The organism is Microbacterium sp. Root53 (assembly GCF_001426925.1).
Taxonomy (GTDB): domain Bacteria; phylum Actinomycetota; class Actinomycetes; order Actinomycetales; family Microbacteriaceae; genus Microbacterium.
This window is the reverse complement of the sequence record NZ_LMFR01000001.1, coordinates 296,291-318,333: the sequence shown is the minus strand read 5'-3', so window position 1 is coordinate 318,333 and position 22,043 is coordinate 296,291. Positions and strand designations below refer to the sequence as shown.

Here is a 22,043-nt window from a genome sequence, read left to right as displayed (position 1 = left end):
ACCCTCAGGCGCGGTCGACCCAGGGCAGGTCGACGTCGACGATGAACCTGCCCTCGTGAGCTCCGATCCACGCGGTCCCGCCCTCGGACTCCGCGCGCTCGCGGATCCCGATGATCCCGTGGCCTCCGCCGGGCACGCCGGCGCCGCCGACCGTGAGCGGGTTCTCGACCCGGATGCGCACGCCGCGCTCGGGCGACGCATCCAACGTCACGGAGACGGGCGCTCCGGGCGCGTGCTTGATGGCGTTGGTGAGGCTCTCCTGGAGGATCCGGTAGGCGGCCGCATCCAGGGTCGTCCCGACCCGGTCCGAGCCCTCGACCATCACAAAGGCGTCGATGCGATGCCCGGCCGCGCGCAGCTCGCCCAGCAGCTGTCCGACCAGGCGCAGCGACGCGGGCGCCGGAGACCGGCCCTCGGAGCGGAGACCGCCCACGACACCGCGCACGTCGTCGAGGGCGGCCCGGGTCTGCTCGCGCACGGCGCGGGCCCACTCCCCGAGCGACGGATCGATCGTCGGGTTCGCGGAGACCTGCGCCTCGAAGGCGCTCGCCGAGAGCGCGGCGGACGCGAGCCGGTGCCCGAGGCCGTCGTGCAGGTCGCGCGCGATCCGCTCGCGCTCGGCCTGCCTCGCCAGCTTCTCGTCGAGGGTCTCCGCGCGTCGGTGCTCGCGTTCGGCGCGGGCGCGATGGGCATCGGCCGTCCGGCGGCTGCGCTGCAGCGCCACGAGACCCGCGAGGGCCGCGAGCGAGACCAGGGCGAGGAGCCACGGTGCGACGGTCCAGCCCACCGCGCCCGGGTCCGAGGTCCTCGCGCCGAACAGCCACGGGAGCGCCGCGCCCCAGTCGGTGAGGACCTCGCGCAGAACGAACGCCGCGACGCCTGCGGCGGTGACCCCGGCGATCCATCCGGTTCGCTTCGGCCAGCGCATCAGCGCGTGGAACACGCCCACGAGGGCGAGCAGGTAGGAGACGCCGATCGCCATGAGGACCGCGCCCGCGATCAGCACGACCTGCGGCGCCCGTGCGCGCACGTACACCGTCGTCCAGGCCAGCAGCGCGGCGAGCGCGAGCAGGGTCCCCACGTCGGTGATGCTCGCCACGCGCTCCGCGTCGGCGCGGAAGACGGCCGCCCCCGGCACGTTCATCACGCACAGGATGTCCCACAGCGCGCCGAGCACGAACAGCCCGGTCGACCAGCCGCCGTCGAGCAGCCGCGCGATCCGGCCCGGTCGCGGGCGCACGGCGGTGGTCATGCTCCGAGCGTATTGGCGGCCACGGACGCGGGCCTCCTCCCTCCGCCCGACGATGTCCGGCCGATCGGCCGGGCGGCTCCGACCGGATGGAGGAGGTGCGCGAGGTCCCCTGCGACGGACGCTGTCCCTGTCGCCGCCACGTCGGCGACCGCGAGCCCCGCCGGGGTCGCCACGGGCCAGCGCGGCCCCGGCGGCCCGGCGACCGGGCCCGCTCTCACCGAACGTCCAGAAACCGATATATGGTCATCCTCGATGGGGAGAACTCCCCATCATGTCCCCGAGCACCACCGCGCTCCTGCGCAGAGAGGCCCCGATGTCCGAGAACTCCTCCCCCACGCCCCCGCCGCCGCCCTCGCCTGCCGGGGCCCAGGCATATACCGCACCGCTCAACGCACCGACTGAACCGCCCGCGCCTGCGGAGCACGCGCCGCACGCTCCGGCCGGCGCTCAGGAGACGGTTGCCAGCCGCAACGTAGTTGCGACCGTCGCGCTCGCGGTCGCGGCGCTCGGGTTCCTCTTCGCCGTCATTCCCGGGGCGTTCATTCTTGGGTGGATCCTGCTTCCGATCGCATTCGTGCTCGCGATCGTCTCCCTGTGTCTCAAAGGCAGGAAGAAGACGCTTGGCATCGTCGCGCTCATCCTCAGCATCGTCGGCACGATCGTCGGGGTCATCGTGTTCTTCGTGACCGCCGCAAATGCGTTCACTGAGGCGTTCGACGACGACGTCGTGGCGGCGCCCACACAGGAGGCGGCGGCCAATGACGAACCCGACCCGGCGAGCACTGCGTCAGCGCAGGAGGACCCCGCGCCAGCAGCCGCCGAGGAGCTGGCGGTGGTCGAGACGGCGTTCGGCCGGCAGGACTACGACCAGACTTCCTGGTGGTATGTCGCCGTCCTGGAGAACCCGAATGCCGACCACGTCTTCCCCAGCTCCCCTCTGACTATCGAGGCGATCGGCTCGGACGGGACCATTCTCGATTCCGCAACCTCGTACACGACGATCCTCGCGGGACGGATCGCTGTCGCGGGGACATTCTTCGACGTCGGTCAGGCGGAAATCGCCAGCCTGGAGGTCCGTGGCCCTGGAGCGACTGCCGCAATCTCCTCGCCCGCAGCCGAAACCGGTGCGTTCACGCTCGAGTCCCTGAGCGCCGTCAACGACGGTTACAGCACGAGCGTGAGTGGCACGATCAGCGGGACGTTCGAAACCGAGCAGGAGCTCATCACTGTCGTCGTCATCGCGCGCAACCCTGACGGCGCAGTGCTCGGCGCAGAGCAGACGTACGTCGACCGGCTCCCCGCAGGCGGCGGCAAGGTCCAGTTCGAAGTGACGTTCCTCAACCCCCTGCCCGAAGGCACGAAGTACGAGGCGTACGCCACGTTCTGACATTGGATGGCTCTCGTGTCGATCTGCCAGGTTCCGGCACGAGAGCCTCCTCAGGACTGCCACTCGACCGTGACGTCTCACGCTTCCCGCTGAAATCCCACCGTCATGGCGGCACGAAGTCGGACACGGACCGATCGACAGCGGCACCAAGCAGGAGATGCCAGCGCCCGCACGGCGCCGGGCGGCGGCACTGGGATGATGGACGCATGACGCTCGAGATCCCCGGATGGAAGCACGTGTACTCCGGCAAGGTGCGCGACCTCTATGCGCCCGCCGACGGCGACGACTCGCGGATGCTGGTCGTCGCGAGCGACCGCGTGAGCGCGTTCGACCACGTGCTCTCCCCCGGCATCCCGGGCAAGGGCGAGCTGCTCACGACCCTCAGCCTGTGGTGGTTCGACCAGCTGTCGGGCGCGGACGGAGGCGAGGCCATCCCGAACCACCTGACGGGCGAGCCGGTGCCGGATGTGGTCGCGGGGCGCGCGATGATCGTGCGCGCGCTGGACATGCTGCCCGTCGAGTGCGTCGTGCGGGGCTACCTCACGGGCTCGGGCTGGGTCGAGTACCAGGAGATCGGCACGGTGTGCGGCATCCCCCTGCCGGGCGGCCTGCAGGACGGCGACCGCCTGCCCGAGCCGATCTACACCCCCGCCTGGAAGGCGCCGATGGGCGAGCACGACGAGAACATCTCGTTCGAGCGGACGGTCGAGCTGGTCGGCGCCGAGCGCGCGGCCGAGCTGCGCGACCGCTCGCTCGAGATCTACCGCCGCGCGGCCGCGACGGCCGAGGCGCGCGGCCTGATCCTGGCCGACACCAAGTTCGAGTTCGGCACGGATGAGGACGGCGTGCTCCGCCTCGCCGACGAGGTGCTCACGAGCGACTCCTCGCGCTACTGGGACGCGGCCGCGTGGCAGAACGGCGCGACGCCCAAGGAGCGGATGGCGAGCTTCGACAAGCAGATCGTGCGCGACTGGCTCGCGGCGAACTGGGACAAGCAGGGCACCCCGCCCGAGCTCCCGGCCGAGATCGTCGAGCGCACGGTCGCGCGCTACCGCGAGCTGCTCGACCTGCTCACGGCCTGACCGCACGGCCTCCAGAAGCCACAGGGGCGGGGATCCGATCCGGATCCCCGCCCCTGTCGCGTACGCGGGTCAGTCGCTGCCCACCGTCGGCTTGTCGGCCTCGCGCGCGGCGCGGCGCCCCTCGCCGACCACGAGCGACGCGTCGCCCGAGGCGGTGTGCTCCGGGTGATCCGGCCCCTTGTGCTGGATGTGCCCGGGCTCGAGCGTGCGGGCGATGTCGGCGGCCGAGACGATCTCCAGCTGCTCGGTGGCGGTCTCGTACCACTCGGTCAGTGCGGGGTCGTCCGTGTCGATCGCGGCGCCCGCCCCCTGATCGGGGGCCACCTCGGTCGCGCCGAACACGAAGTCGTCGCCGTGCTCCTCGATGCCGAGGCGCACGCCCTGCGCGATCGCGGCGCGTGCGAACCGCCGGCGCAGGATGTACGGGTCGGTCGCGAGCTCGCGCGCCCAAGCCACCATGATCCCGACCACGATCACGGCGAACGGCAGGGCCGTCACCACCATGATCGACTGCAGACCCGACAGCGCGGTCTCGCCGCCGGCGAGCAGCAGCGCGAGCGCCGCGGCGCCGAGCAGCACGCCCCAGGCGATCGTGACCCAGCTCGAGGGCTCGGGCTTGCCGCGCTGGCTCATCGAGCCCATGACGATCGCGGCCGAGTCGGCCGACGTCACGAAGAACAGCACGATCGAGATCATCGCGAGCACCGACAGGACGGCGCCGAAGGGCAGCTCGCCGAGCACCGCGAACAGGATGGCCTCCGGCCCGCCCGCCTCGCTGATGCCGCGGCCGTCCTCCTCGAACAGCATCGTGGTGCCGCCCATGATGCCGAACCACACGATGCAGACCGCGGCGGGGACGATGATCACGACCGTGACGAACTCGCGCAGCGTGCGGCCCCGCGAGATCTTCGCGATGAACATGCCGACGAAGGGCGTCCACGAGATCCACCACGCCCAGTAGTAGTTGGTCCACGACGACACGAAGGTCGCGGCGTCCTCGCCCTGGGCGGGATTGCGCATCAGCATCGTCCACAGCTCCGCGAGGAAGGCCGACACCGACGACGGGATGATGTTCAGCAGGAACAGCGTCGGGCCGGCGACGAAGATGATGACGCCGATCACCAGCGCGATCACCATGTTGATGTTCGACAGCGCGCGGATGCCGCGCTTGATGCCGGACACGGCCGACACGACGAAGGCCGCCGTGAGGATCGTGATGATCGCGATCAGGCCGACGTTGCCGACGGGCCCGATCCCGGCGACGTGCTCGACGCCGCTCGCGATCTGCAGGGCGCCCATGCCGAGCGTCACGGCCGTGCCGAACAGCGTCACGATGATCGCGAACACGTCGATGATCGCGCCCGCCCACCCCTCGGTGCGCTCCTTGAAGATCGGGGCGAAGATCGCCGAGATCAGCGGCGGCCGGCCGCGGCGGTACGCGGCGTACGCGATCGCGCCGCCCACGAGCGCGTAGAAGGCCCAGGCCATCGGACCCCAGTGCAGGATCGACTGCGCGAGCGCCATGTGCATCGCGTCGCGCGTGCCGGGCTCCGCGTCGAAGCCGTAGGGGACGTCGAGGAAGTACCCGAGCGGCTCGGCCGGGCCCCAGAACAGCAGGCCGATGCCCATGCCCGCCGAGAACAGCATGGCGATCCACGAGACGGTCGAGAACTCGGGCTCCTCGTCATCCGCTCCGAGGCGGACGCCGCCCGTGCGGCCGTAGCCCAGCACGAGCATGAACGCGATCGTGACGATCGCCAGCAGCGAGAACAGCCATCCGAAGTTCTCCATGACCCAGCCCAGCGATGCCGAGCCGGCCTCGCTGATGCTCTGCGGGGCCGCGAAGCCCCAGATCACGACGGCGAGCACGAGTGCTCCCGCGATGCCGAACACCAGCCAGTTGGTGGAGAAGGTGCGCCCCGTGTCCTCGACTCCGATGCCTGGGATGAGCGCCGGATGGGTCACCTCCTTCACCAGTTTGGTGACGGGCTTCTTCCGTTCGATCCCCGGCTCCGCCGGGGTCGTCTTATCGCTCATGACACTCTTCTCGTCGAACTCAAGGTGCGTTACGTATGCGGACTCGTCCTCCCAGGCTATGCATAGGCTGCGTTCGAATGCCATTCGATACGAGCGCATACACGCGATTCACACGTGCGGATCAGGGCCGGTCCGGGCACGAAAAGGCCCCGCGGGGAGGAGTTCGACACGCCTCCCCGCGGGGCCCTGAGGGCGGTGTCAGCGGGTCACGCAGACGAACGACTCCGCGTCGTCGATCGACCCCTCGCCGGTGTGCTGCGGCCACGCCGGGTACTCGCACATCGGCCGCGTGCGGTCGGCGCCGGGGTTGCCGTCGCGGGCCACGAGCCCCTCGGGGGCGACGCCGTTCTCGACCCAGTCGACGATCGCGCCCAGCCCGTCGTACTGCGCGACGAAGCGCCCCTGGCCGTGGCCCCAGCCGGGCACCATGTAGAACCGCAGGAAGTCGTCCAGGCGGTCCTTGAAGCGCTCCTGCTGCCGCTCGTAGTACCGCACGGTGTTGTGCGGCGTGATGAAGTCGTCGATCGTGCCGTGCGTCAGGATGACCTTGCCGCCGTGCGCCTGGACCCGGGTGAGATCGACGTCGGTGACGTCCATGATCTCGCCGAGCTCCTGGATCCGGTCGACGTGCTGCAGCGGATCGAACGTGTAGGTGTCGGCGGGCTGCGCGGTGTAGTTCCCGGTGGCCGTCACGAGCGACCCGTCGAACCCGCCGCCGCCGAACTGCAGCGCCCGGCCGTTCCATTCGGCCGGCAGGTTCACCCGGAACTGCATATCCTGCGGTGCGGTCACCGCGCGGATCCATCCGGTGACGGCGCAGTACCCGCTCTACCAGGTCGCGGTCTCGACCACGGCGCCGCGGGTCGGCAGCTCGATCTGCTTCTCGGGGATCTCGTAGCCGACGAGCGCGGCGCACGACTCGGCGGTGAGGGCGCCGGCCTCCGCCGGCGCTGATCACCGCGACACCCGGACGCGGCGCCGGCCAGGCGGCCGACGCGGCACATGGTAGCCACGGGGCGGGCGCCGATCGACGGGGAATTCGCATGAACGGAAGTTCTCGTGGCGACATCCGGTCGTCGCCGTTCACGGGCGCGAAACGCCGCGGGCAGTATCGTGGATCGATTGCCTTCCCGCCCCTCCACCCGAAGGAGCCCCATGCCCCTGTGGACTGTCCACGGCGACGGCCGCACGGTCGCCCCCGGACGCGTCGTCGCCCCCGGCGAGCGCCTCAGCTGGCCCGCCACGATCGCGATGGGCGTCCAGCACGTCGTCGCGATGTTCGGCGCCACGTTCCTCGTCCCGACCATCACCGGCTTCCCCGTCTCGACCACGCTGCTGTTCAGCGGGCTCGGCACGCTGCTGTTCCTCCTGATCACGAAGAACCGCCTGCCCAGCTACCTGGGCTCGTCGTTCGCGTTCATCGCGCCCGTGACGGCCGCGACCGCGTCGGCCGGGATGGGCTCCGCGCTCGCGGGCATCGTCGCGGTCGGCGTGCTGCTCGCCGCGGTGGGACTCGTGGTCCAGTTCGCGGGCCTGGGCTGGGTCGACAAGCTGATGCCGCCCGTGGTGGCGGGCGCGATCGTCGCGCTGATCGGCTTCAACCTCGCGCCCGTCGCGTGGGGCAGCTACCAGAGCGCCCCGCTCACGGCGACCGTGACGCTGGCCGCGGTCATCCTGTTCGCGGTGCTGTTCCGCGGCTTCCTCGGCCGCATCTCGATCTTCCTCGGCGTGATCGTCGGCTACGGGTTCGCGGCGATCACGGGCGAGCTCGACTTCAGCGCGGTGGGCGACGCGGCGTGGTTCGGCGCCCCCGAGTTCCACTTCCCCGACTTCGCGTCGGCCGGCACGTGGTCGGCCATTGCGATGTTCCTGCCGGTGGTGCTGGTGCTTGTGGCCGAGAACGTCGGCCACGTGCGCGGCGTCGCCACGATGACGGACGCTTCGGTGAACGAGCACACGGGCCGCGCGCTGATCGCGGACGGCGCGGCCACGACCCTCGCGGGCCTCGCGGGCGGATCGGGCACCACGACCTACGGCGAGAACATCGGCGTCATGGCCGCGACCCGCGTGTACTCGACCGCGGTGTACTGGATCGCCGGCCTGGTCGCGATCCTGCTCGCGTTCTCGCCCAAGATCGGCGCCGTGTTCAACTCGATCCCGGCCGGCGTGCTCGGCGGCGTGACCACCGCGCTGTACGGCCTCATCGGCATCATCGGCATCAAGATCTGGGTCGACAACCGCGTGGACTTCTCGCGTCCGGTCAACCAGTACACGGCCGCCGTGGCGCTCGTGATCGGCATCGCGGGCTTCACCATGCAGTGGGACGGCTTCGAGCTCGGCGGCATCGTGCTCGGCACGGTCGCGGCGCTCGTGATCTACCACGTGGGAAACCTGATCGCCCGCGCGCGCCGCACCGGCGCGGACGACGGCGGCCCCATCCCCCCGGTCGGACAGCTCGGCGGCGACCCGCAGGACTGATCCGCTCAGTCGTCGGATCGACCGCCCGGTCGACGGACGCAAGGGGCTGGTGTGCACGGCGACGTGCGCGCCGGCCCCTTCTGCATCACGGATCCGACGACCGCGCAGCGGATCCGACGACCGGCCCTACGCGGTCTCGCGGACGACGAGCTCGCTCTGCAGGATCGTCGCGTGCGGCGGGTCGCCGCCGGCGAGGCGCGCGAGCAGCACGTCGGCCATCGCCTCGCCCTGGAGGCGGGACGGCTGGCGCACGGTGGTCAGGTGCGGCGGCATGTTGACCGCCACGGGCGAGTCGTCGAAGCCGACGATCGCGACGTCCTCGGGCACGCGCAGGCCGCGCGCATGGAGCACCCCGATCGCGCCGCGGGCCATCAGGTCGCTCGCCACGAACAGCGCGTCGGGGGGATCACCGGCCGCGAGGATGCGCCGCATCGCCTCGGCCCCGCCGTCGGTCGTGAAGTCGCCGTCCTCCGCGGGCCCGGGCTCCAGTCCCGCCTCCTCGAGCACCTCGCGGAAGCCCTGCAGGCGGTCCACGCCGGCCGGCATGTCGAGCGGGCCGGTGATGGTGCCGATGCGGCGGTGGCCGCGCTCGACCAGGTGACGCGTGCCGATCCGGCCGCCCTCGACGTTGTCGATGTCCACGAAGTAGTCGTCCGCGCGGGTGCGCACAGGACGGCCACCGAACACCACGGGCACGGCCTGGTTGATCCGCTCCACATAGGTGTCGCTCGTGTGGTGCGAGACCACGAGCGCGCCGTCTACGTTGCCGCCGGTCAGATACGACGTCGCCTTGTCGCCCGGGTCGTCCGACGCGATGATCAGGTTCAGCACGTGCTCGGATCGGGACAGCCGCGCGTTGATGCCGGACACGATCGCGGCGAAGAACGGGTCGCCGAAGAACCGCGTGGTGTCCTCCGGCACGACCAGCGCGATCGCGTGCGTCTGCCGGCTGGCGAGCGACCGCGCCGCCCGATTGGGCACGTAGTTGAGCTCCGCGATCGCCTGCCGGACGGCGGTCAGCGCCTCGGGGCTGACCCGGGCGCCGCCGCCGAGCACGCGCGAGACGGTCGAGCGGGACACGCCGGCCCGCGCCGCGACCTCCTCGATCGTGGCCGTGCCTCGAGCACCCCGTGCCGGGCCGTCCCCGATCCGCTGATCCATCCGTCTCCTGTCAGACCCCCGCCGGCTCCACCGCACGGGACGCGATGATGCGAGCGTACTCGCGACCGCTGTCCTTGACCGTGCGCTGCTGGGTGTCGTAGTCGACGCGGACGATGCCGAACCGCTTCTCGTACCCCCAGGCCCACTCGTAGTTGTCGAGCAGGGACCAGTAGAAGTAGCCGCGCACGTCGACGCCGGCGTCGATCGCCTCGAGGACCGCCGCGACGTGACCGCGCACGAACGCGACGCGCTCGGCGTCGTGCACCTCGCCGTCGACGACCTCGTCGTCGTACGCCGCGCCGTTCTCGGTCACGTAGAGCGGCACCCCGGCCGGGGCGGCGTACTGCTCCGAGACGCGCACGAGCAGGTTGCGCAGGCCGGCGAAGTCGACCTCCCAGCCCATCGTCGTGCGCTCGAAGCCGCGGTCCACCCAGTGCACGCCCTCCATCGCGGGGAACGGCGAGCGCTTCGGGCGGTCGCTCGGCGCCTCGCCGACCGGAGCGGGCCGGTCGGTCTCATGCCCCGACACGAACTCGCCGTGGTAGTAGTTCACGCCGAGGAACTCGATGGGCGTCGACACGACGGCGAGGTCGCCGTCCTGCACGGCGGACTCGAACGCGGCCACCGCCTCCGGATCGATCGCGCGGATGTCCTCCACGACGTCGGCCGGGTACTGCCCGCGGAAGATCGGGTCGAGGAACCAGCGGTTGAACTGGCCGTCGATGCGGCGCGCGGCGTCCTGGTCGGCCGGGTCGGACGGATCCGCCGGCTCGCCGTTGGTGAGGTTGAGCGTGATGCCGAAGTCGAGCGCCGCGTCGCGCGCGCGCAGCTCCTGGATCGCGCGGCCGTGCGACAGCAGCAGGTGGTGCGACGCGAGCAGGCCGTCGCGGACGCTCTGGCGGCCGGGCGCGTGCTCACCGCCCGTGTACGACAGGAACGACGAGCACCACGGCTCGTTGTGGGTCGTCCACTTCGTCACGCGGTCGCCGAGGGCGTCGTGCACCGACAGGGCGTACTCGACGAAGCGGTCGACCGTGTCGCGCGAAGTCCAGCCGCCCTTCTCCTCGATCGCCTGCGGCATGTCCCAGTGGTGCAGCGTCAGCCAGGGCAGGATGCCCGCCTCGAGCAGCTCGTCGACGAGCCGGCTGTAGAAGTCGATGCCCTTCGCGTTGACGGGACCGCCGTCGGGCCGCACTCGCGACCACGACGTCGAGAACCGGTACGCCTGCAGGCCGAGCTCCTTCATGAGCGCGACGTCGTCCGCGTAGCGGTGGTAGTGGTCGCACGCCACGTCGCCGTTGTCGCCGTTGATGACGGCCCCGGGGATGCGGGCGAAGTGATCCCAGATGGAGGCCGTGCGGCCGTCCTCGAAGGCGGCGCCCTCGATCTGGTAGGCGGCGGTCGCCGCGCCGAACAGGAACTCGGAGGGGAACGAGCGGGTCATAGGGTCATCATCCCTTCACGGCGCCGGCCATGATACCGCTGACCAGCTGCTTGCCCGCGAAGACGAACAGCAGCAGGAGCGGCAGCGTGGCGAGCACCACACCGGCGAGCACGATCGAATAGTCGACGAAGTAGTTGGACTGCAGCAGCGCCAGCGCGACGGGCAGCGTCGGGTTCTGCCGGTCGAGCACGATGAACGGCCAGAAGAAGTTGTTCCAGGCGGTCACGAACGTGAACAGGAACAGCATCGCAGCTGCGGGCCGGGCCGCCGTGACGCCCACGGTCCAGAACGTGCGGATCATGGAGGCGCCGTCCACGCGCGCGGCCTCGATGAGCTCGTCCGGCACGGTCTGGCGCAGGTACTGGGTCATCCAGAACACGCCGAACGCGCTCGTCAGGCCCGGGATGATGATCGCGCCGATCTGGCCCGTCCATCCGATCTCGGCGAACAGCACGTACAGCGGCACGACCGCGAGCTGCTGCGGCACCGCCATGGTGGCGACCACGAAGGCCAGCAGCGCGGGCCCGCCGCGGAAGCGCAGCTTGGCGAACGCCCATCCGGCCAGCGTCGAGAACACGACCACGCTGACCGCGATCACGGTCGAGCTCCAGATGCTGTTCCACAGGGCCGGCCAGAAGTTCACGGCCGGCTGGCTCACCACGGCGATCGCGTTCTGGATGAAGTTGCCGCCGGGTATCCACGACTTGTCCGGATCGCGCAGCGTGCTGGCGTCGCCCGAGCCGATCAGGAACGAGAAGTACAGCGGGAACAGGCTCGCGAACAGCACGACCGCGAGACCCGCGTACACCCAGAACCCCGGACGGGTTCCCCGGATGCGCACGGCGCGGCGGCCGGTGCGGCCGGTCACGAGGGTCGCCGTGGCGGTGCCCACGGCCTCATCGGGGCGGACGGCGCTCATCGCGCCACCTCCTTCCTCTGGGCGCGCAGCGCGGCGCGGCGCTCGGCGCGCGAGGGGCGCATCACCCTGGCGCCCTCGTCGCGCACGAGCGAGCGCGTCACGATCAGGTTGACCAGGCCGATCGCCAGGATGATCAGGAACAGGATCCACGCCATCGCCGCGGCGCGACCGAAGTTCCACTCGCCCCAGCCGATGTCGTACAGGTAGAGCGTGATCGTGAGCCACTGCTGCCCCGCGCCACCCCGGCCGAACTGGTCGAACATGCGCGGCTCGTCGAAGATCTGCAGGCCGCCGATCGTCGAGGTGATGATCACGAAGATCAGCGTCGGCTTGAGCGAGGGCAGCGTGATGCTCCAGAACTGGCGCCACGTGCCGGCGCCGTCGACCGTCGCCGCCTCGTAGTAGTCGCGCGGGATGGCCTGCATGGCAGCCAGCAGGATGAGCGCGTTGTAGCCGGTCCAGCGGTAGTTGACCATGGACGCGATCGCGACGTGGCTCCAGAACGGCTCGACGTGCCACGGGATCGGGCCGATGCCGAAGAACCCGAGCCAGCCGTTCACGACGCCCGACTGGTCCGCGAACATCGCGTTGAAGATCAGGCCGACCGCGACGGGCGCCACCACGTACGGCAGCAGCGCGCTCATGCGCCAGAAGGTCTTGGCCCGGATGTGCTTGTCGAGCATGACGGCGATGAACATCGCCAGGATCAGCTGCGGCACACTCGAGAGCAGGAAGATGCTGAAGGTGTTGCGCAGCGCGATCCAGAACTTGGGCTGCGTCAGGATCCAGACGTACTGGTCGAATCCGATGAACTCGCCCGAGCGGCGGATCTGGTCCCAGTCCATGAACGAGATCACGGCCGTGTACGCGATCGGGAACAGCCCGACGATCGCGAACAGGATGAAGAACGGCGAGATGTAGAGGTAGGGCGAGAGCCTCAGGTCCCAGCGGCTGAGCCGCTGCGAGAACGAGAGCACCCGGACGGGGCGGGGGGCCGGTGCCCCGGAGGGCGACGCGCTGGGCGCCGCCTGGGGGCCCGAGGGAGGGGCGCTGGAGCGCCCCTCCCCGTGGGTCGTGGTGTCAGTGGCGGTCATGGCTTCAGAACGCCGACACCTCGGTGACCCACGCGTCCCACGACTCCTCCGGCGACTGCAGGCCGTCGTGCACGCGGGTGACGGCCTGGTTCAGGGCCTCGTGGAACTGGAAGTACTTCGGGCCCTTGACCGGCGAGACCGTGACGGCCTCGGAGCGGTTGGCGTTGATCTGGCCGACCGGGGCGTCGTTGAAGTACTCGTTGGTCGCGTCGGTGACCTCCGGCATCTCGTACGCCTCCGGCTGGCTCGGGAAAGCGCCGACGTTGGCGAAGGCCTTGGCCTGCACCTCGGGCGAGGTCAGCCACGCGGCGAGCTCCTGAGCCGCGGCGACGTTCTCGCCGTTCGCGGGGACGACAAGGTACGAGCCGCCCCAGTTGCCGCCGCCGCCCGGGAAGACGTCGGCGATGTCCCAGCCGGTCACCTCGGGCGCCTCACCGGCGATGATGCCGTGCATCCACGGCGGGCACAGCATCGCGGCGAACTCGCCGTTGGCCATCGACGCGAACCAGTCCTCGCTCCACTGACCGGGGTACGCGGTGATCGGGACGGCCTTCTCGATGACGGTGTCGTACATCTCGCGCACATCGGGGTTCTCGGTGGCCACGACCGTGCCGTCGGCCTCCTCGTAGGTGACCTCGAGCTGGTTGGCGAGGCCCTGCAGCACCGAGTTGGCCGAGTCGAGGAACGGCTGACCGGTCTTCTCGGTGTACTCGGCGCCCACGGCGAACAGGTCGTCCCACGTGGTGAACAGACCGGCGACCTCCTCGCGGTCGGTCGGCAGGCCCGCCGCCTCGAACAGGTCGGCGCGGTAGCACACCGCCTGCGGGCCGATGTCGGTGCCGTAGCCGACGAGGTTGCCGTCCGCATCGGTCGCGGCGGCCTCCTTCCAGTCGAGCCAGCGGCCCTTCAGCTCCTCGGGCACCGGGGCCAGCAGGTCGGCGTACTGCATCATCTCGGCGGTCCAGTCGATCTCGATCGCCTCGATGTCGGCCAGGCCGGTGTTGCCGAGCTTCTGGAAGAAGTTGGCGCGCGCGTCGTTGGACGTCGCGGCCTTGTTGTGCACGATCGTCACGTTCGGGTGCTCGTCCATGTACTCCTGGAGGAGCTCGTCCGAGTAGCCGAAGTCGTTGAACGTGGCGATGCTCAGCTCGATCGGGGCGTTCGGGTCCGCCGACTCGGCGGGCGCGTTGCCGCCGGAGCAGCCGGCGAGCGCGATGGCGCCGGCGGCGACAGCCGACACCGCGGCGGCGCCGCGGCGGAAGGCACGTGAGTTCACTGTCACTCCTTTGTGTGTGAGGGCCGCGCGACACAGCGCGGTCCCGGTGCAGAACGGGCAGGCGGGTGCGCATCGCACGCGGTGCGTGGGAGCGCTCCCATCCGGACTGCAGGCGAGCCTATGGGAGCGCTCCCACGGCCGCAAGTCCCGTGACCGGGTTGTGACCGAAGCGGGTGCGCACCGTCGCGTGGAGGCTCGGCCGGGGAGCGACCGCCGGGCGACTAGAATGGTGGGGACTCTCCCGCCCGCGACATCCGGAGCTCCCCTTATGCCCACCATCGTCGTCGACGTCATGCCCAAGGCCGAGCTGCTGGACCCCCAGGGCAAGGCGGTCACCGGATCGCTCGCGCGCCTCGGCCACGGTACCTTCCAGAACGTGCGCATCGGCAAGCGCATCGAGCTCACGGTCGAGGGCGAGGTGACCGAGGAGGTGCTCGCCGAGGCGCGTCAGGTCGCCGACGAGATCCTCTCGAACGCCGTCATCGAGGACGTCGTGGGCGTCGAGGTGCTCGCCGAGGCTCAGGAGCAGGCATGACCGCCCGCATCGGCGTCATCACCTTCCCCGGCTCGCTCGACGACCGCGACGCGCAGCGCGCGATCCGCCTGGCCGGCGGCGAGCCCGTCGCGCTGTGGCACGGCTCGCACGACCTCGACGGCGTGGACGCCCTCGTGCTGCCGGGCGGCTTCAGCTACGGCGACTACCTGCGCGCCGGCGCGATCGCGGCGCACGCGCCGATCATGGCCGAGGTCAAGGACGCGGCCGCGAAGGGCATGCCGATCCTCGGCATCTGCAACGGCTTCCAGATGCTCGTCGAGGCGCACCTGCTGCCGGGCGGCCTGATCCGCAACGCGCACCAGCAGTTCATCCGCCGCGACCAGCGCCTGCGCGTCGAGAACGCGGACACGGCGTGGACCAGCGCGTTCGAGGCGGGCCAGGAGATCGTGATCCCGCTCAAGAACGCCGACGGCGGCTACATCGCCGACGACGAGACGCTCAAGCGGATCGAGGGCGAGGGCCAGGTTGCGTTCCGCTACCTCGGAGTGAACCCGAACGGCTCGCTCGACGACATCGCGGGTCTCACCAACGAGCGCGGCAACGTCGTGGGCCTGATGCCGCACCCCGAGCACGCGGTCGAGCCGGGCTTCGGCCCGCAGACCCCCGCGGCCATGCGCTCGGGCGTCGACGGCCTCGGCTTCTTCACCAGCGCGATCTCGGCGGTCGTGGGCGCCGCCGCGTAGCCCCGCACGCCTCGCGAAGCCGCTCCCTCCCGGGGGCGGCTTCGTCGTCTGCGCGCCGATAGGGTCGAAGCGTGAGCGACACCTCCGAGACCGTGGTCCTGTCCGTTCCCGACGCGCAGCTCGCCGATGACGTGCGCGCGCTGCTCGACCCGCAGCTGCCGATCGAGGTGATCGAGTGGGACGGGTCGGGCGACGCCCCGCGCGAGCGCATCGACATCGTCGTGCCGCCGTACATGAAGCAGGGAAAGACGCTCAAGAAACTGTCGACGTTCGAGCACCGGCTCGTGCAGGGGCAGGCGATCGGGTACGACGGGGTCGCGGAGCGGCTGCCCGCCGGTACCGTGTACGCCAACGCGTCGTCGGTGCACGAGACCGCCACGGCCGAGCTCACGGTCGCGCTCGTCCTGGCCGCCCAGCGCGAGCTGCCCCGCATGGTGCGCAACCAGGAGCGCGGCGAGTGGGAGACCTTCCAGGCCGAGGGCCTCGCCGACCGCCGCGTCGTGATGCTGGGCTTCGGCGGCGTCGCCAAGTCGATCGCCGACCGCCTGCTGCCGTTCGAGGTGGAGCTGATCCCGGTCGCGTCGCGCGCCCGCAAGGAGGAGGGCATCGAGGTCCGGCCGATCTCGGAGCTGCCCGAGCTGCTGCCGACCGCGGACATCCTGGTCATCGTCCTGCCCGGCGGCCCCGAGACGCATCACCTGATCGACGACGCCGCCCTGTCGGCCCTGCCCGACGGCGCGCTGGTCGTGAACGTCGGCCGCGGGCCCATCGTCGACACGGACGCGCTGGTCGACCACGTGCGCCGCGGGCGCATCCGCGTCGCGAGCGACGTGTTCGACCCGGAGCCCCTGCCGCAGGACCACCCGCTGTGGTCGCTCCCGGGCGTGCTGATCGCCCCGCATGTGGGCGGCCGCTCGGGCGCCATGCGGCCGCGCATCGCCAAGCTGGTGGCGACGCAGGCCGAGCGGATGGCGCGCGGCGAGGAGCCGATCAACGTCGTGCTCCGCGCCTGATCTGCGGGGCTACGCGCCCCGCAGGATCTCGCGCAGCCGCATCGCGGTCGCCTCGTCGGTCGTCTCGTAGCCGCCCTCTCCCGCCGGCGCGCCGGTGCCGAGCGACACCGCGACCGCGTCCGACACGATCACGATCCCCTTCGCCGAGGCGTGGATGCCGTCGACACCGGTCGCGACGATCTCGGCGACGTTCGACGGGTCGATGCCGCCGCCGGCCATGACCTGGATGCGGCCCGCCGCGTGCTCCACGAGGGCGCGCAGGCCGTCGAGCGCGTCGACGGCGCGCGAGGCGCCGGCGGCCGTCAGCACGCGGATCACGCCCAGCTCGGCGAGCTCGTCCAGGCCGGCCTTCTGGTCGGCGAGCGTGTCGAACGCGCGGTGGAACGAGACCGGCACGTCGCCCGCCGCGTCGAGCACGGGGCGCACGATCTCGGGATCCACGCGCCCGTCGCGCGTGCCGCCGATCACGATGCCGTGCGCGCCCGCGGCGACCGCACGGAGCGTGTCGGCGACCATGAGCGCGACCTCGTCGGCGTCGTAGGCGAAGCCGCCCGCGCGCGGGCGCACCATGACGAGGTCCTCGACGGCGACGACTACATCGCCACCCACATCCACGCCAGCGACCGGTTCATCACCGAGTGGCTCGAGTGACGGGGCTCAGAGGTTCTTGAGGGGGTGCATCCCGAGGCGCGTCAGGACGACGTCCTCGATCGCCTGGATCAGGTTGTACAGGATGAGCGCGGCGGCCGTGACGAGCACGATCGACGCCCACACCTCGGGGAACCGGGACTGCGAGATCGCCGGGCCGATGCCGCCGCCGATGCCGTCGCTGGTCGCGAGCCACTCGGCCAGCAGCGCGCCCGTGAGGGCTCCGGGGACCGAGATGCGCACCGCGGCGAAGAACGCCGGCAGCGACGACGGCAGGGCGACCTTGCGCAGGGCCGTGAACGCCGAGCCGCCGTACACGGCGACGAGGTCGAGCATCTGCGGCGACGCCGAGCGGAGGCCGAACACGATGTTCACGAGCGCCGGGAACAGCACGACGATGCCGCCGATCACGGCGACCGACCACAGGTCCCGGCCGAAGATCAGCGTGATCACGGGGGCCATCGCGACGAGGGGCACCGACCGCAGCAGCATCGCGAGCGGCATGAGCGCGTGTTCCACGCCGCGGTTCAGCTGGAACAGCATGGCCGCGACGAGCGCGACCACGAGCCCCGCGACGAAGCCGATCACGGCATGGCCGAGGCTCACCCAGAGCCGGTCGAACAGCACGGCTCGGTTCTCGCCCGCGTCGGCGTCGGTCACGAGGTAGGCCCAGATGTCGGCGGGGCCCTTGCCGATGTACGTGTTGACCCCGAAGGCCCACAGCGCGAGCTGCCACAGCGCGGTCACGACCACGAGCGTGACCACGAGCTTCAGCAGGTCCCGGCCCAGCGCGCGGGCGGTCGCCGCGGCGGCCTGGCGGCGCAGCGAGGAGCGGATCTCGTTCGAGCTCGCCATCCTCACGCCCCCTTCGCCCACGGCGTGACCGCGCGCGCGATCAGCCCCACGATCCAGTAGCCCGTCAGCGCGACGATGCCGGACAGGATGGCGAGCGCCCACACGAGCGGCGCGTTGACGTCGACCTGGGCGATCATCATGGCCCGACCGACGCCCATCCGGGTCTTGCCGAAGAACTCGCCGAGGACGGCGCCGAGGAACGCGGCGGGCACCGCGATCTGCAGGGCGTTCAGGATGGCCGGCAGCGCCGCGATGAGCCGCACCTTGGTGAGCTGGGTCAGCCGCGAGCCGCCGTACACCGTGACCACATCGAGCGCGCTGCGGTCGGCGGCCTTCAGTCCGAGGAGGGCGCCCACGACCGTGGTGAAGAACACGCTGAGCGCGGCCAGGATGACCGAGTTCAGCCACGGCTCGCCCGGCTTGGGCACGGGCACCATGACGCTCAGCAGCAGGCCGATCGCGACGATCGGGAGGCAGTACGTGATGGTCGCCAGCTGCATGACGGTGCCCTCGATGCGCGGCACGATCAGGACGAGCGCGGCGAACAGCAGCGCCAGGGCGTTGCCCCACAGGTAGCCGATGCCGGACTCGACCAGCGTGATCCCGAACTCGGGAGCGAAGTACGACCAGCCGCGCTCCGCGGCCTCGGCCACGACCTGCGCGGGGGTCGGGATCGCCTGCACGCCGGCCGGCCCGACGCTCGAGAACACCGTGGCGGCGAGCAGCCACCACAGCGCGATGATCCCGATCACGCCGGCGACGCCCCACGCCCACGCGGGCACGGGGCGCCGGTCGACGACGCGGCGGGCGTCAGTCATCCGAGCCGTCCTGGCCGCCGAACAGCAGGTCCGAGGCGTGGTCGACGTAGGCGTGGAACTCCGGCGTGCGCATCATCTCGGGCGTGCGCGGGCGCGGCAGGTCGATGTCCATGACCTCCTTGATGCGCCCCGGCCGCGGGGTCATCACCGCGACCTTGTCGCTCAGGAAGATGGCCTCCGAGATGCCGTGGGTCACCAGCAGGGTCGTCGCGGGCTTCTCGGTCCAGATGCGCAGCAGCTCGAGGTTCAGCCGCTGGCGCGTCATGTCGTCGAGCGCGCCGAACGGCTCGTCGAACAGCAGCACCTCGGGCTTCATCACGAGCGACCGGGCGATCGAGACGCGCTGGCGCATGCCGCCGGACAGCTGCGCGGGCTTGGCGTTCTCGAAGCCCGTGAGTCCGACGAGGTCGATCAGCTCGGCGACGTACGCCTTGTCGACCGGCTTGCCCGCGACCTCGAAGGGCAGCTGGATGTTCGACTGCACGCTGCGCCACGGCAGCAGGGCCGAGTCCTGGAACGCGATGCCGAGGCTGTTGGACGCCCGCAGCTCCTTGGGCGACTTGCCGTCCACCCGCGTCGTGCCGCTCGTCGGCGACTCGAGCCCCGCCAGGATGCGCAGGATGGTCGACTTGCCGCACCCGGACGGGCCCAGCAGCGACAGGAACGTGCCCTGCTCGGTGTGGAGGTTCGCGTCCTGCAGGGCGACGACGTCGCGCCGCCCCTGCCGGAACACCTTGTTCAGTCCGCTGATGTGCAGGCCGGTCCCCAGGGTGTCCTGGGCACCGGCCTGCGCGTCCTCAGCCGAGGACGAAGCCGTGTCGGTCACGGTCTCGATTCTCCCCCGCCTCAGCCGGCGTAGTCGACGAGCTCGGGGTTCTCGGCGTAGACCTCCTCGAGCAGGCTGAGGTCGAAGATGTCCTCGGCCGCGACCTCGATGCCGGCGCCCGCGAGGCTGTCGACCGTCGCCTGCTGCATCTCCTCCGTGATCGTGAACAGGCCGTTGGCCTCGGTGTCCTCCGTCACGATGAGCTCGAGCTGCGCGTTCATGGCCTCGAGGGTCTTGACCGGGTCGAGGTCGGTGCCGAACTCGGCGACCACGTCGTCCGCGGCCTGCTCGGGGTCCTTCACGACATCCGACCAGCCCTTGATCTCGGCGACCAGGAAGTCCTTCAGCAGCTCGCGGTTCTCGGCGAGGTACTGGTCCGTGACCGAGATCGTCTCGGCCACGAGCGGGAACCCGTTGTCGGCGAGCGGCAGGTTGGTGATCTCGTGGCCGGCCAGCTTGACCGTCAGCGCCTCGTTGGTGAGGTACGCGTAGAAGCCGTCGACCTCGCCGTTCACGAGCGGGGCCGGGTCGTACTGGACAGCGACGATCTCGAGCTCGTCCTGCGCGATGCCGTTGGCCTCGAGGAACGCGTCGAACGCGGCGCGGTTCGAGTCCTGCACGCCGATCGTCTTGCCCTTGAGGTCCTCGACCGTCGCGATGTCCGCGCCGTCCTTGAGCGAGAGCACCGTGAACGGGTTCTTCTGGAACGTGGCACCGATCATCTTGATCGTGGCGCCGTCGTTGGCGACGGCCGAGCCGACCGCGAGCGGGTCGTTCAGCGCGACCTGGGCCGTGCCGCCCATGAGCTCCGCGACGCCGGTCGAGGGACCCTCGACGAGCGTGACCTCGTCGAAGCCCGCCTCCTCGTAGTAGCCGAACTTCTGCGCGTAGAACTCGCCGGCGAACTCCTCGTTCGAGATCCAGCTCTGCTGCACGGTGATGGCGCCGTGGCCGGCGTCCTCACCCTCGGCGGCGTCGCCGGCCGGGGCCGAGCCGCCGGCGCAGGCGGCGAGGGCCAGGGCGCCCGTGGTCAGGAGGCCGGCGGCGGCGAGACCGCGGCGGAGGAAGGTGGTGCGGGTCATGTGAGAGTCTCCACTCGTGCGGGACGGGGCGCGATCCGACATCCGGGGTTCCGGGGGGTCTCGCGCCGGGAGGGTGATCGGCAGGAACGGGCCGGTCCTCCCACCGTAGGGTGCGGCGGAGCGACCAGCCGGACACCCGCGTTTCGGCGATGTAAAACATTGTGCCGTGCCCGATCCTGCGAGGTCGCAGAATGCCGGATATCCCGGGCGTTCCGTGCCCGGATCGATACGGACGGGGACGTCCGGATCAGGCGGTGAAGACCGCGTGAACGTCGCCGACGACCTCGCGGCCGCCCAGGTCCGTGAGCTCGAGCACGACGGCCGACCCCGCCACGACGGCGCCCAGCTCGGCGACCAGGCTCTGCGCCGCCGCGAGCGTGCCCCCGGTGGCGAGCACGTCGTCCAGAAGGAGCACGCGCTCGCCCGCGTGCAGCACGCCCGGGGCCTCGATCGTGGCCGTGCCGTACTCCAGCGCGTAGGACACCGCCGCCGCGGGGCGCGGGAGCTTGCCGGCCTTGCGGATCTGCAGCATGCCCACCCCGGCGAGCGCGGCCGCGTACCCGGCCAGCAGGAACCCGCGGGCCTCGATGCCGGCCACGATGTCGAAGCGCCCCGCGTACGGCTCGATCAGGGCCTCGACCACGGCGCGCAGCGCGGCGCCGTCGGCGAGCATCGGCGAGACGTCGCGGAACAGCACGCCGGGCTCCGGATAGTCGGGGGTCAGGGCGATCAGCGATTCGGCGCGGCTCAGGGCATCCACGCGTCCATCCTCCCCCATACGCTGGATCCATGACCCGACTGCAGGCCGACGCCGATCCCGCGCGCTGGGTGGCCGTCACCGGCTCGCTCGGGCTGCGGGGCCGCCGGCACCGCAAGGCCGCGATCCGCATGCTCCTCGGCCACGGCAGCCGGATGATCGGCGGGCAGGGCCGCGGCAGCGGGCTGCTCGCGTGGACGATCAGCCAGGCCGCTCCCCTGCTGATGCGCCGCGCCGACGGCAAGCTGCTGGCCTGGGTGTGGAAGGACGAGCCCGACCTGCTGGTCGTGACGGCGCAGGTCCACCAGGTCACGCCGCAGCTGCGCGCGGCGCGCGCCATGCGGCCCATGGAATACGACGACACCGAGCCGTTCCGCGGCGCGTATCTCGGGATGGGCGAGCGCCTGGTGATCGACGCGCCCGCGGGCGCCGGCACGCCGCCCTTCGCGGAGTACACGTGGGACACGGGCGCGCACTTCGTGACGGTCACGGCCGTGGGCGGCGACCGTGAGCGCTTCCGAACCGTGCTCGGATCGGTCGACGTGCTGGCCCGCACGGTGCGCATCGTGGACGATCTGCGCGTCGCGGAGACGCCCGGCGTGCTGCGCCTCGGCCCCGCCTGAGACCTGAGACCCGCTCCGGGCCCCGCTCCTCCCAGTCAGCGGAACGCATAAG

At 71.1% G+C, this 22,043-nt stretch carries 21 protein-coding genes; 7 read left to right on the top strand and 14 right to left on the bottom strand.

The window, feature by feature from the left end; translation table 11 throughout:
* Positions 1–4 precede the first annotated feature (4 nt).
* Positions 5–1,252, bottom strand: a complete 1,248-nt coding sequence (locus tag ASD19_RS01530) for a sensor histidine kinase (RefSeq protein ID WP_055988069.1) — start codon at positions 1,250–1,252, stop codon at positions 5–7.
* Positions 1,253–1,565: 313 nt separating this feature from the next.
* On the opposite strand from ASD19_RS01530, the gene ASD19_RS01525 reads away from it, so the two are divergent.
* Positions 1,566–2,639, top strand: a complete 1,074-nt coding sequence (locus ASD19_RS01525) for a hypothetical protein (protein ID WP_156377060.1) — start codon at positions 1,566–1,568, stop codon at positions 2,637–2,639.
* 206 nt (positions 2,640–2,845) lie between these two features.
* Complete coding sequence (locus ASD19_RS01520; RefSeq protein WP_055988066.1) at positions 2,846–3,721, top strand: phosphoribosylaminoimidazolesuccinocarboxamide synthase; 876 nt, start codon at positions 2,846–2,848, stop codon at positions 3,719–3,721.
* A 69-nt stretch (positions 3,722–3,790) separates the two neighbouring features.
* Here ASD19_RS01520 and ASD19_RS01515 read toward each other — a convergent pair whose 3' ends face one another.
* Positions 3,791–5,758 carry a BCCT family transporter gene (locus ASD19_RS01515; protein ID WP_055988063.1) on the bottom strand — a complete coding sequence of 656 codons (1,968 nt, stop codon included), beginning with the start codon at positions 5,756–5,758 and terminating at the stop codon, positions 3,791–3,793.
* Positions 5,759–5,956: 198 nt separating this feature from the next.
* Positions 5,957–6,550: a tannase/feruloyl esterase family alpha/beta hydrolase gene (locus ASD19_RS01510; RefSeq protein WP_156377059.1), complete on the bottom strand. Its 594-nt coding sequence runs from the start codon at positions 6,548–6,550 to the stop codon at positions 5,957–5,959.
* A 363-nt stretch (positions 6,551–6,913) separates the two neighbouring features.
* Between ASD19_RS01510 and ASD19_RS01505 the strand changes: the two genes are divergently transcribed.
* A complete protein-coding gene (locus ASD19_RS01505) occupies positions 6,914–8,236 on the top strand; it encodes a uracil-xanthine permease family protein (RefSeq protein WP_055988057.1) in 1,323 nt (440 codons plus the stop codon).
* Positions 8,237–8,362: 126 nt separating this feature from the next.
* On the opposite strand, the gene ASD19_RS01500 is transcribed toward ASD19_RS01505, so the two are convergent.
* From ASD19_RS01500 to ASD19_RS01480, 5 genes are read right to left on the bottom strand one after another with little or no spacing between them, the layout of a single operon-like run.
* Entirely contained in the window at positions 8,363–9,397 is a 1,035-nt protein-coding gene (locus ASD19_RS01500) for a LacI family DNA-binding transcriptional regulator (RefSeq protein ID WP_055988055.1), read from the bottom strand.
* A gap of 10 nt (positions 9,398–9,407) precedes the next feature.
* Entirely contained in the window at positions 9,408–10,841 is a 1,434-nt protein-coding gene (locus ASD19_RS01495) for a GH1 family beta-glucosidase (RefSeq protein WP_055988053.1), read from the bottom strand.
* 7 nt (positions 10,842–10,848) lie between these two features.
* A complete protein-coding gene (locus ASD19_RS01490; RefSeq protein ID WP_055988051.1) occupies positions 10,849–11,760 on the bottom strand; it encodes a carbohydrate ABC transporter permease in 912 nt (303 codons plus the stop codon).
* A complete protein-coding gene (locus ASD19_RS01485; protein WP_055988048.1) occupies positions 11,757–12,854 on the bottom strand; it encodes a carbohydrate ABC transporter permease in 1,098 nt (365 codons plus the stop codon). The genes ASD19_RS01490 and ASD19_RS01485 overlap by 4 nt, the downstream gene beginning before the upstream one ends.
* A gap of 4 nt (positions 12,855–12,858) precedes the next feature.
* Positions 12,859–14,130 carry an ABC transporter substrate-binding protein gene (locus ASD19_RS01480; protein WP_055988046.1) on the bottom strand — a complete coding sequence of 424 codons (1,272 nt, stop codon included), beginning with the start codon at positions 14,128–14,130 and terminating at the stop codon, positions 12,859–12,861.
* A 268-nt stretch (positions 14,131–14,398) separates the two neighbouring features.
* On the opposite strand from ASD19_RS01480, the gene purS reads away from it, so the two are divergent.
* The 3 genes from purS to ASD19_RS01465 all read left to right on the top strand — a co-directional run bounded on the left by purS (position 14,399) and on the right by ASD19_RS01465 (position 16,382).
* Positions 14,399–14,665: a phosphoribosylformylglycinamidine synthase subunit PurS gene (purS, locus tag ASD19_RS01475; RefSeq protein ID WP_055988043.1), complete on the top strand. Its 267-nt coding sequence runs from the start codon at positions 14,399–14,401 to the stop codon at positions 14,663–14,665.
* Entirely contained in the window at positions 14,662–15,369 is a 708-nt protein-coding gene (gene purQ, locus ASD19_RS01470; RefSeq protein ID WP_055988042.1) for a phosphoribosylformylglycinamidine synthase subunit PurQ, read from the top strand. Before purS ends, purQ begins: the two co-directional genes overlap by 4 nt.
* Before the next feature lie 71 nt (positions 15,370–15,440).
* Positions 15,441–16,382, top strand: a complete 942-nt coding sequence (locus tag ASD19_RS01465) for a 2-hydroxyacid dehydrogenase (protein ID WP_055988040.1) — start codon at positions 15,441–15,443, stop codon at positions 16,380–16,382.
* Positions 16,383–16,391: 9 nt separating this feature from the next.
* On the opposite strand, the gene ASD19_RS01460 is transcribed toward ASD19_RS01465, so the two are convergent.
* The 6 genes from ASD19_RS01460 to ASD19_RS01435 form a co-directional block, all read right to left on the bottom strand.
* Positions 16,392–16,991 (bottom strand): copper homeostasis protein CutC, encoded by a 600-nt coding sequence (locus ASD19_RS01460; protein ID WP_082542892.1) that lies wholly within the window; start codon positions 16,989–16,991, stop codon positions 16,392–16,394.
* A 48-nt stretch (positions 16,992–17,039) separates the two neighbouring features.
* Positions 17,040–17,885 carry an ABC transporter permease gene (locus ASD19_RS01455; RefSeq protein ID WP_055988035.1) on the bottom strand — a complete coding sequence of 282 codons (846 nt, stop codon included), beginning with the start codon at positions 17,883–17,885 and terminating at the stop codon, positions 17,040–17,042.
* 2 nt (positions 17,886–17,887) lie between these two features.
* The gene (locus ASD19_RS01450; protein WP_055988033.1) at positions 17,888–18,703 is read right to left on the bottom strand and encodes an ABC transporter permease; all 816 of its coding nucleotides are present in this window, start codon (positions 18,701–18,703) and stop codon (positions 17,888–17,890) included.
* A complete protein-coding gene (locus tag ASD19_RS01445) occupies positions 18,696–19,529 on the bottom strand; it encodes an ABC transporter ATP-binding protein (RefSeq protein ID WP_055988031.1) in 834 nt (277 codons plus the stop codon). Before ASD19_RS01445 ends, ASD19_RS01450 begins: the two co-directional genes overlap by 8 nt.
* 20 nt (positions 19,530–19,549) lie before the next feature.
* A complete protein-coding gene (locus ASD19_RS01440; RefSeq protein ID WP_055988029.1) occupies positions 19,550–20,611 on the bottom strand; it encodes an ABC transporter substrate-binding protein in 1,062 nt (353 codons plus the stop codon).
* Between the two features lie 247 nt (positions 20,612–20,858).
* Positions 20,859–21,389, bottom strand: a complete 531-nt coding sequence (locus ASD19_RS01435) for an adenine phosphoribosyltransferase (protein ID WP_055988027.1) — start codon at positions 21,387–21,389, stop codon at positions 20,859–20,861.
* Between the two features lie 11 nt (positions 21,390–21,400).
* Here ASD19_RS01435 and ASD19_RS01430 point away from each other — a divergent pair, with 11 nt between their 5' ends.
* Positions 21,401–21,991 carry a hypothetical protein gene (locus tag ASD19_RS01430; RefSeq protein ID WP_055988024.1) on the top strand — a complete coding sequence of 197 codons (591 nt, stop codon included), beginning with the start codon at positions 21,401–21,403 and terminating at the stop codon, positions 21,989–21,991.
* Positions 21,992–22,043: the final 52 nt, after the last annotated feature.

Excerpts from the sequence above, each read along its gene's own strand:
- ASD19_RS01430 (WP_055988024.1), top strand. The coding sequence starts at position 21,401 with ATGACCCGACTGCAGGCCGACGCCGATCCCGCGCGCTGGGTGGCCGTC.
- ASD19_RS01450 (WP_055988033.1), bottom strand. The coding sequence starts at position 18,703 with ATGACTGACGCCCGCCGCGTCGTCGACCGGCGCCCCGTGCCCGCGTGG.
- ASD19_RS01520 (WP_055988066.1), top strand. The coding sequence starts at position 2,846 with ATGACGCTCGAGATCCCCGGATGGAAGCACGTGTACTCCGGCAAGGTG.
- ASD19_RS01490 (WP_055988051.1), bottom strand. The coding sequence starts at position 11,760 with ATGAGCGCCGTCCGCCCCGATGAGGCCGTGGGCACCGCCACGGCGACC.
- ASD19_RS01505 (WP_055988057.1), top strand. The coding sequence starts at position 6,914 with ATGCCCCTGTGGACTGTCCACGGCGACGGCCGCACGGTCGCCCCCGGA.
- purQ (WP_055988042.1), top strand. The coding sequence starts at position 14,662 with ATGACCGCCCGCATCGGCGTCATCACCTTCCCCGGCTCGCTCGACGAC.
- ASD19_RS01525 (WP_156377060.1), top strand. The coding sequence starts at position 1,566 with ATGTCCGAGAACTCCTCCCCCACGCCCCCGCCGCCGCCCTCGCCTGCC.
- ASD19_RS01495 (WP_055988053.1), bottom strand. The coding sequence starts at position 10,841 with ATGACCCGCTCGTTCCCCTCCGAGTTCCTGTTCGGCGCGGCGACCGCC.
- ASD19_RS01440 (WP_055988029.1), bottom strand. The coding sequence starts at position 20,611 with ATGACCCGCACCACCTTCCTCCGCCGCGGTCTCGCCGCCGCCGGCCTC.
- ASD19_RS01515 (WP_055988063.1), bottom strand. The coding sequence starts at position 5,758 with ATGAGCGATAAGACGACCCCGGCGGAGCCGGGGATCGAACGGAAGAAG.
- purS (WP_055988043.1), top strand. The coding sequence starts at position 14,399 with ATGCCCACCATCGTCGTCGACGTCATGCCCAAGGCCGAGCTGCTGGAC.
- ASD19_RS01435 (WP_055988027.1), bottom strand. The coding sequence starts at position 21,389 with ATGGGGGAGGATGGACGCGTGGATGCCCTGAGCCGCGCCGAATCGCTG.
- ASD19_RS01455 (WP_055988035.1), bottom strand. The coding sequence starts at position 17,885 with ATGGCGAGCTCGAACGAGATCCGCTCCTCGCTGCGCCGCCAGGCCGCC.
- ASD19_RS01485 (WP_055988048.1), bottom strand. The coding sequence starts at position 12,854 with ATGACCGCCACTGACACCACGACCCACGGGGAGGGGCGCTCCAGCGCC.
- ASD19_RS01500 (WP_055988055.1), bottom strand. The coding sequence starts at position 9,397 with ATGGATCAGCGGATCGGGGACGGCCCGGCACGGGGTGCTCGAGGCACG.
- ASD19_RS01530 (WP_055988069.1), bottom strand. The coding sequence starts at position 1,252 with ATGACCACCGCCGTGCGCCCGCGACCGGGCCGGATCGCGCGGCTGCTC.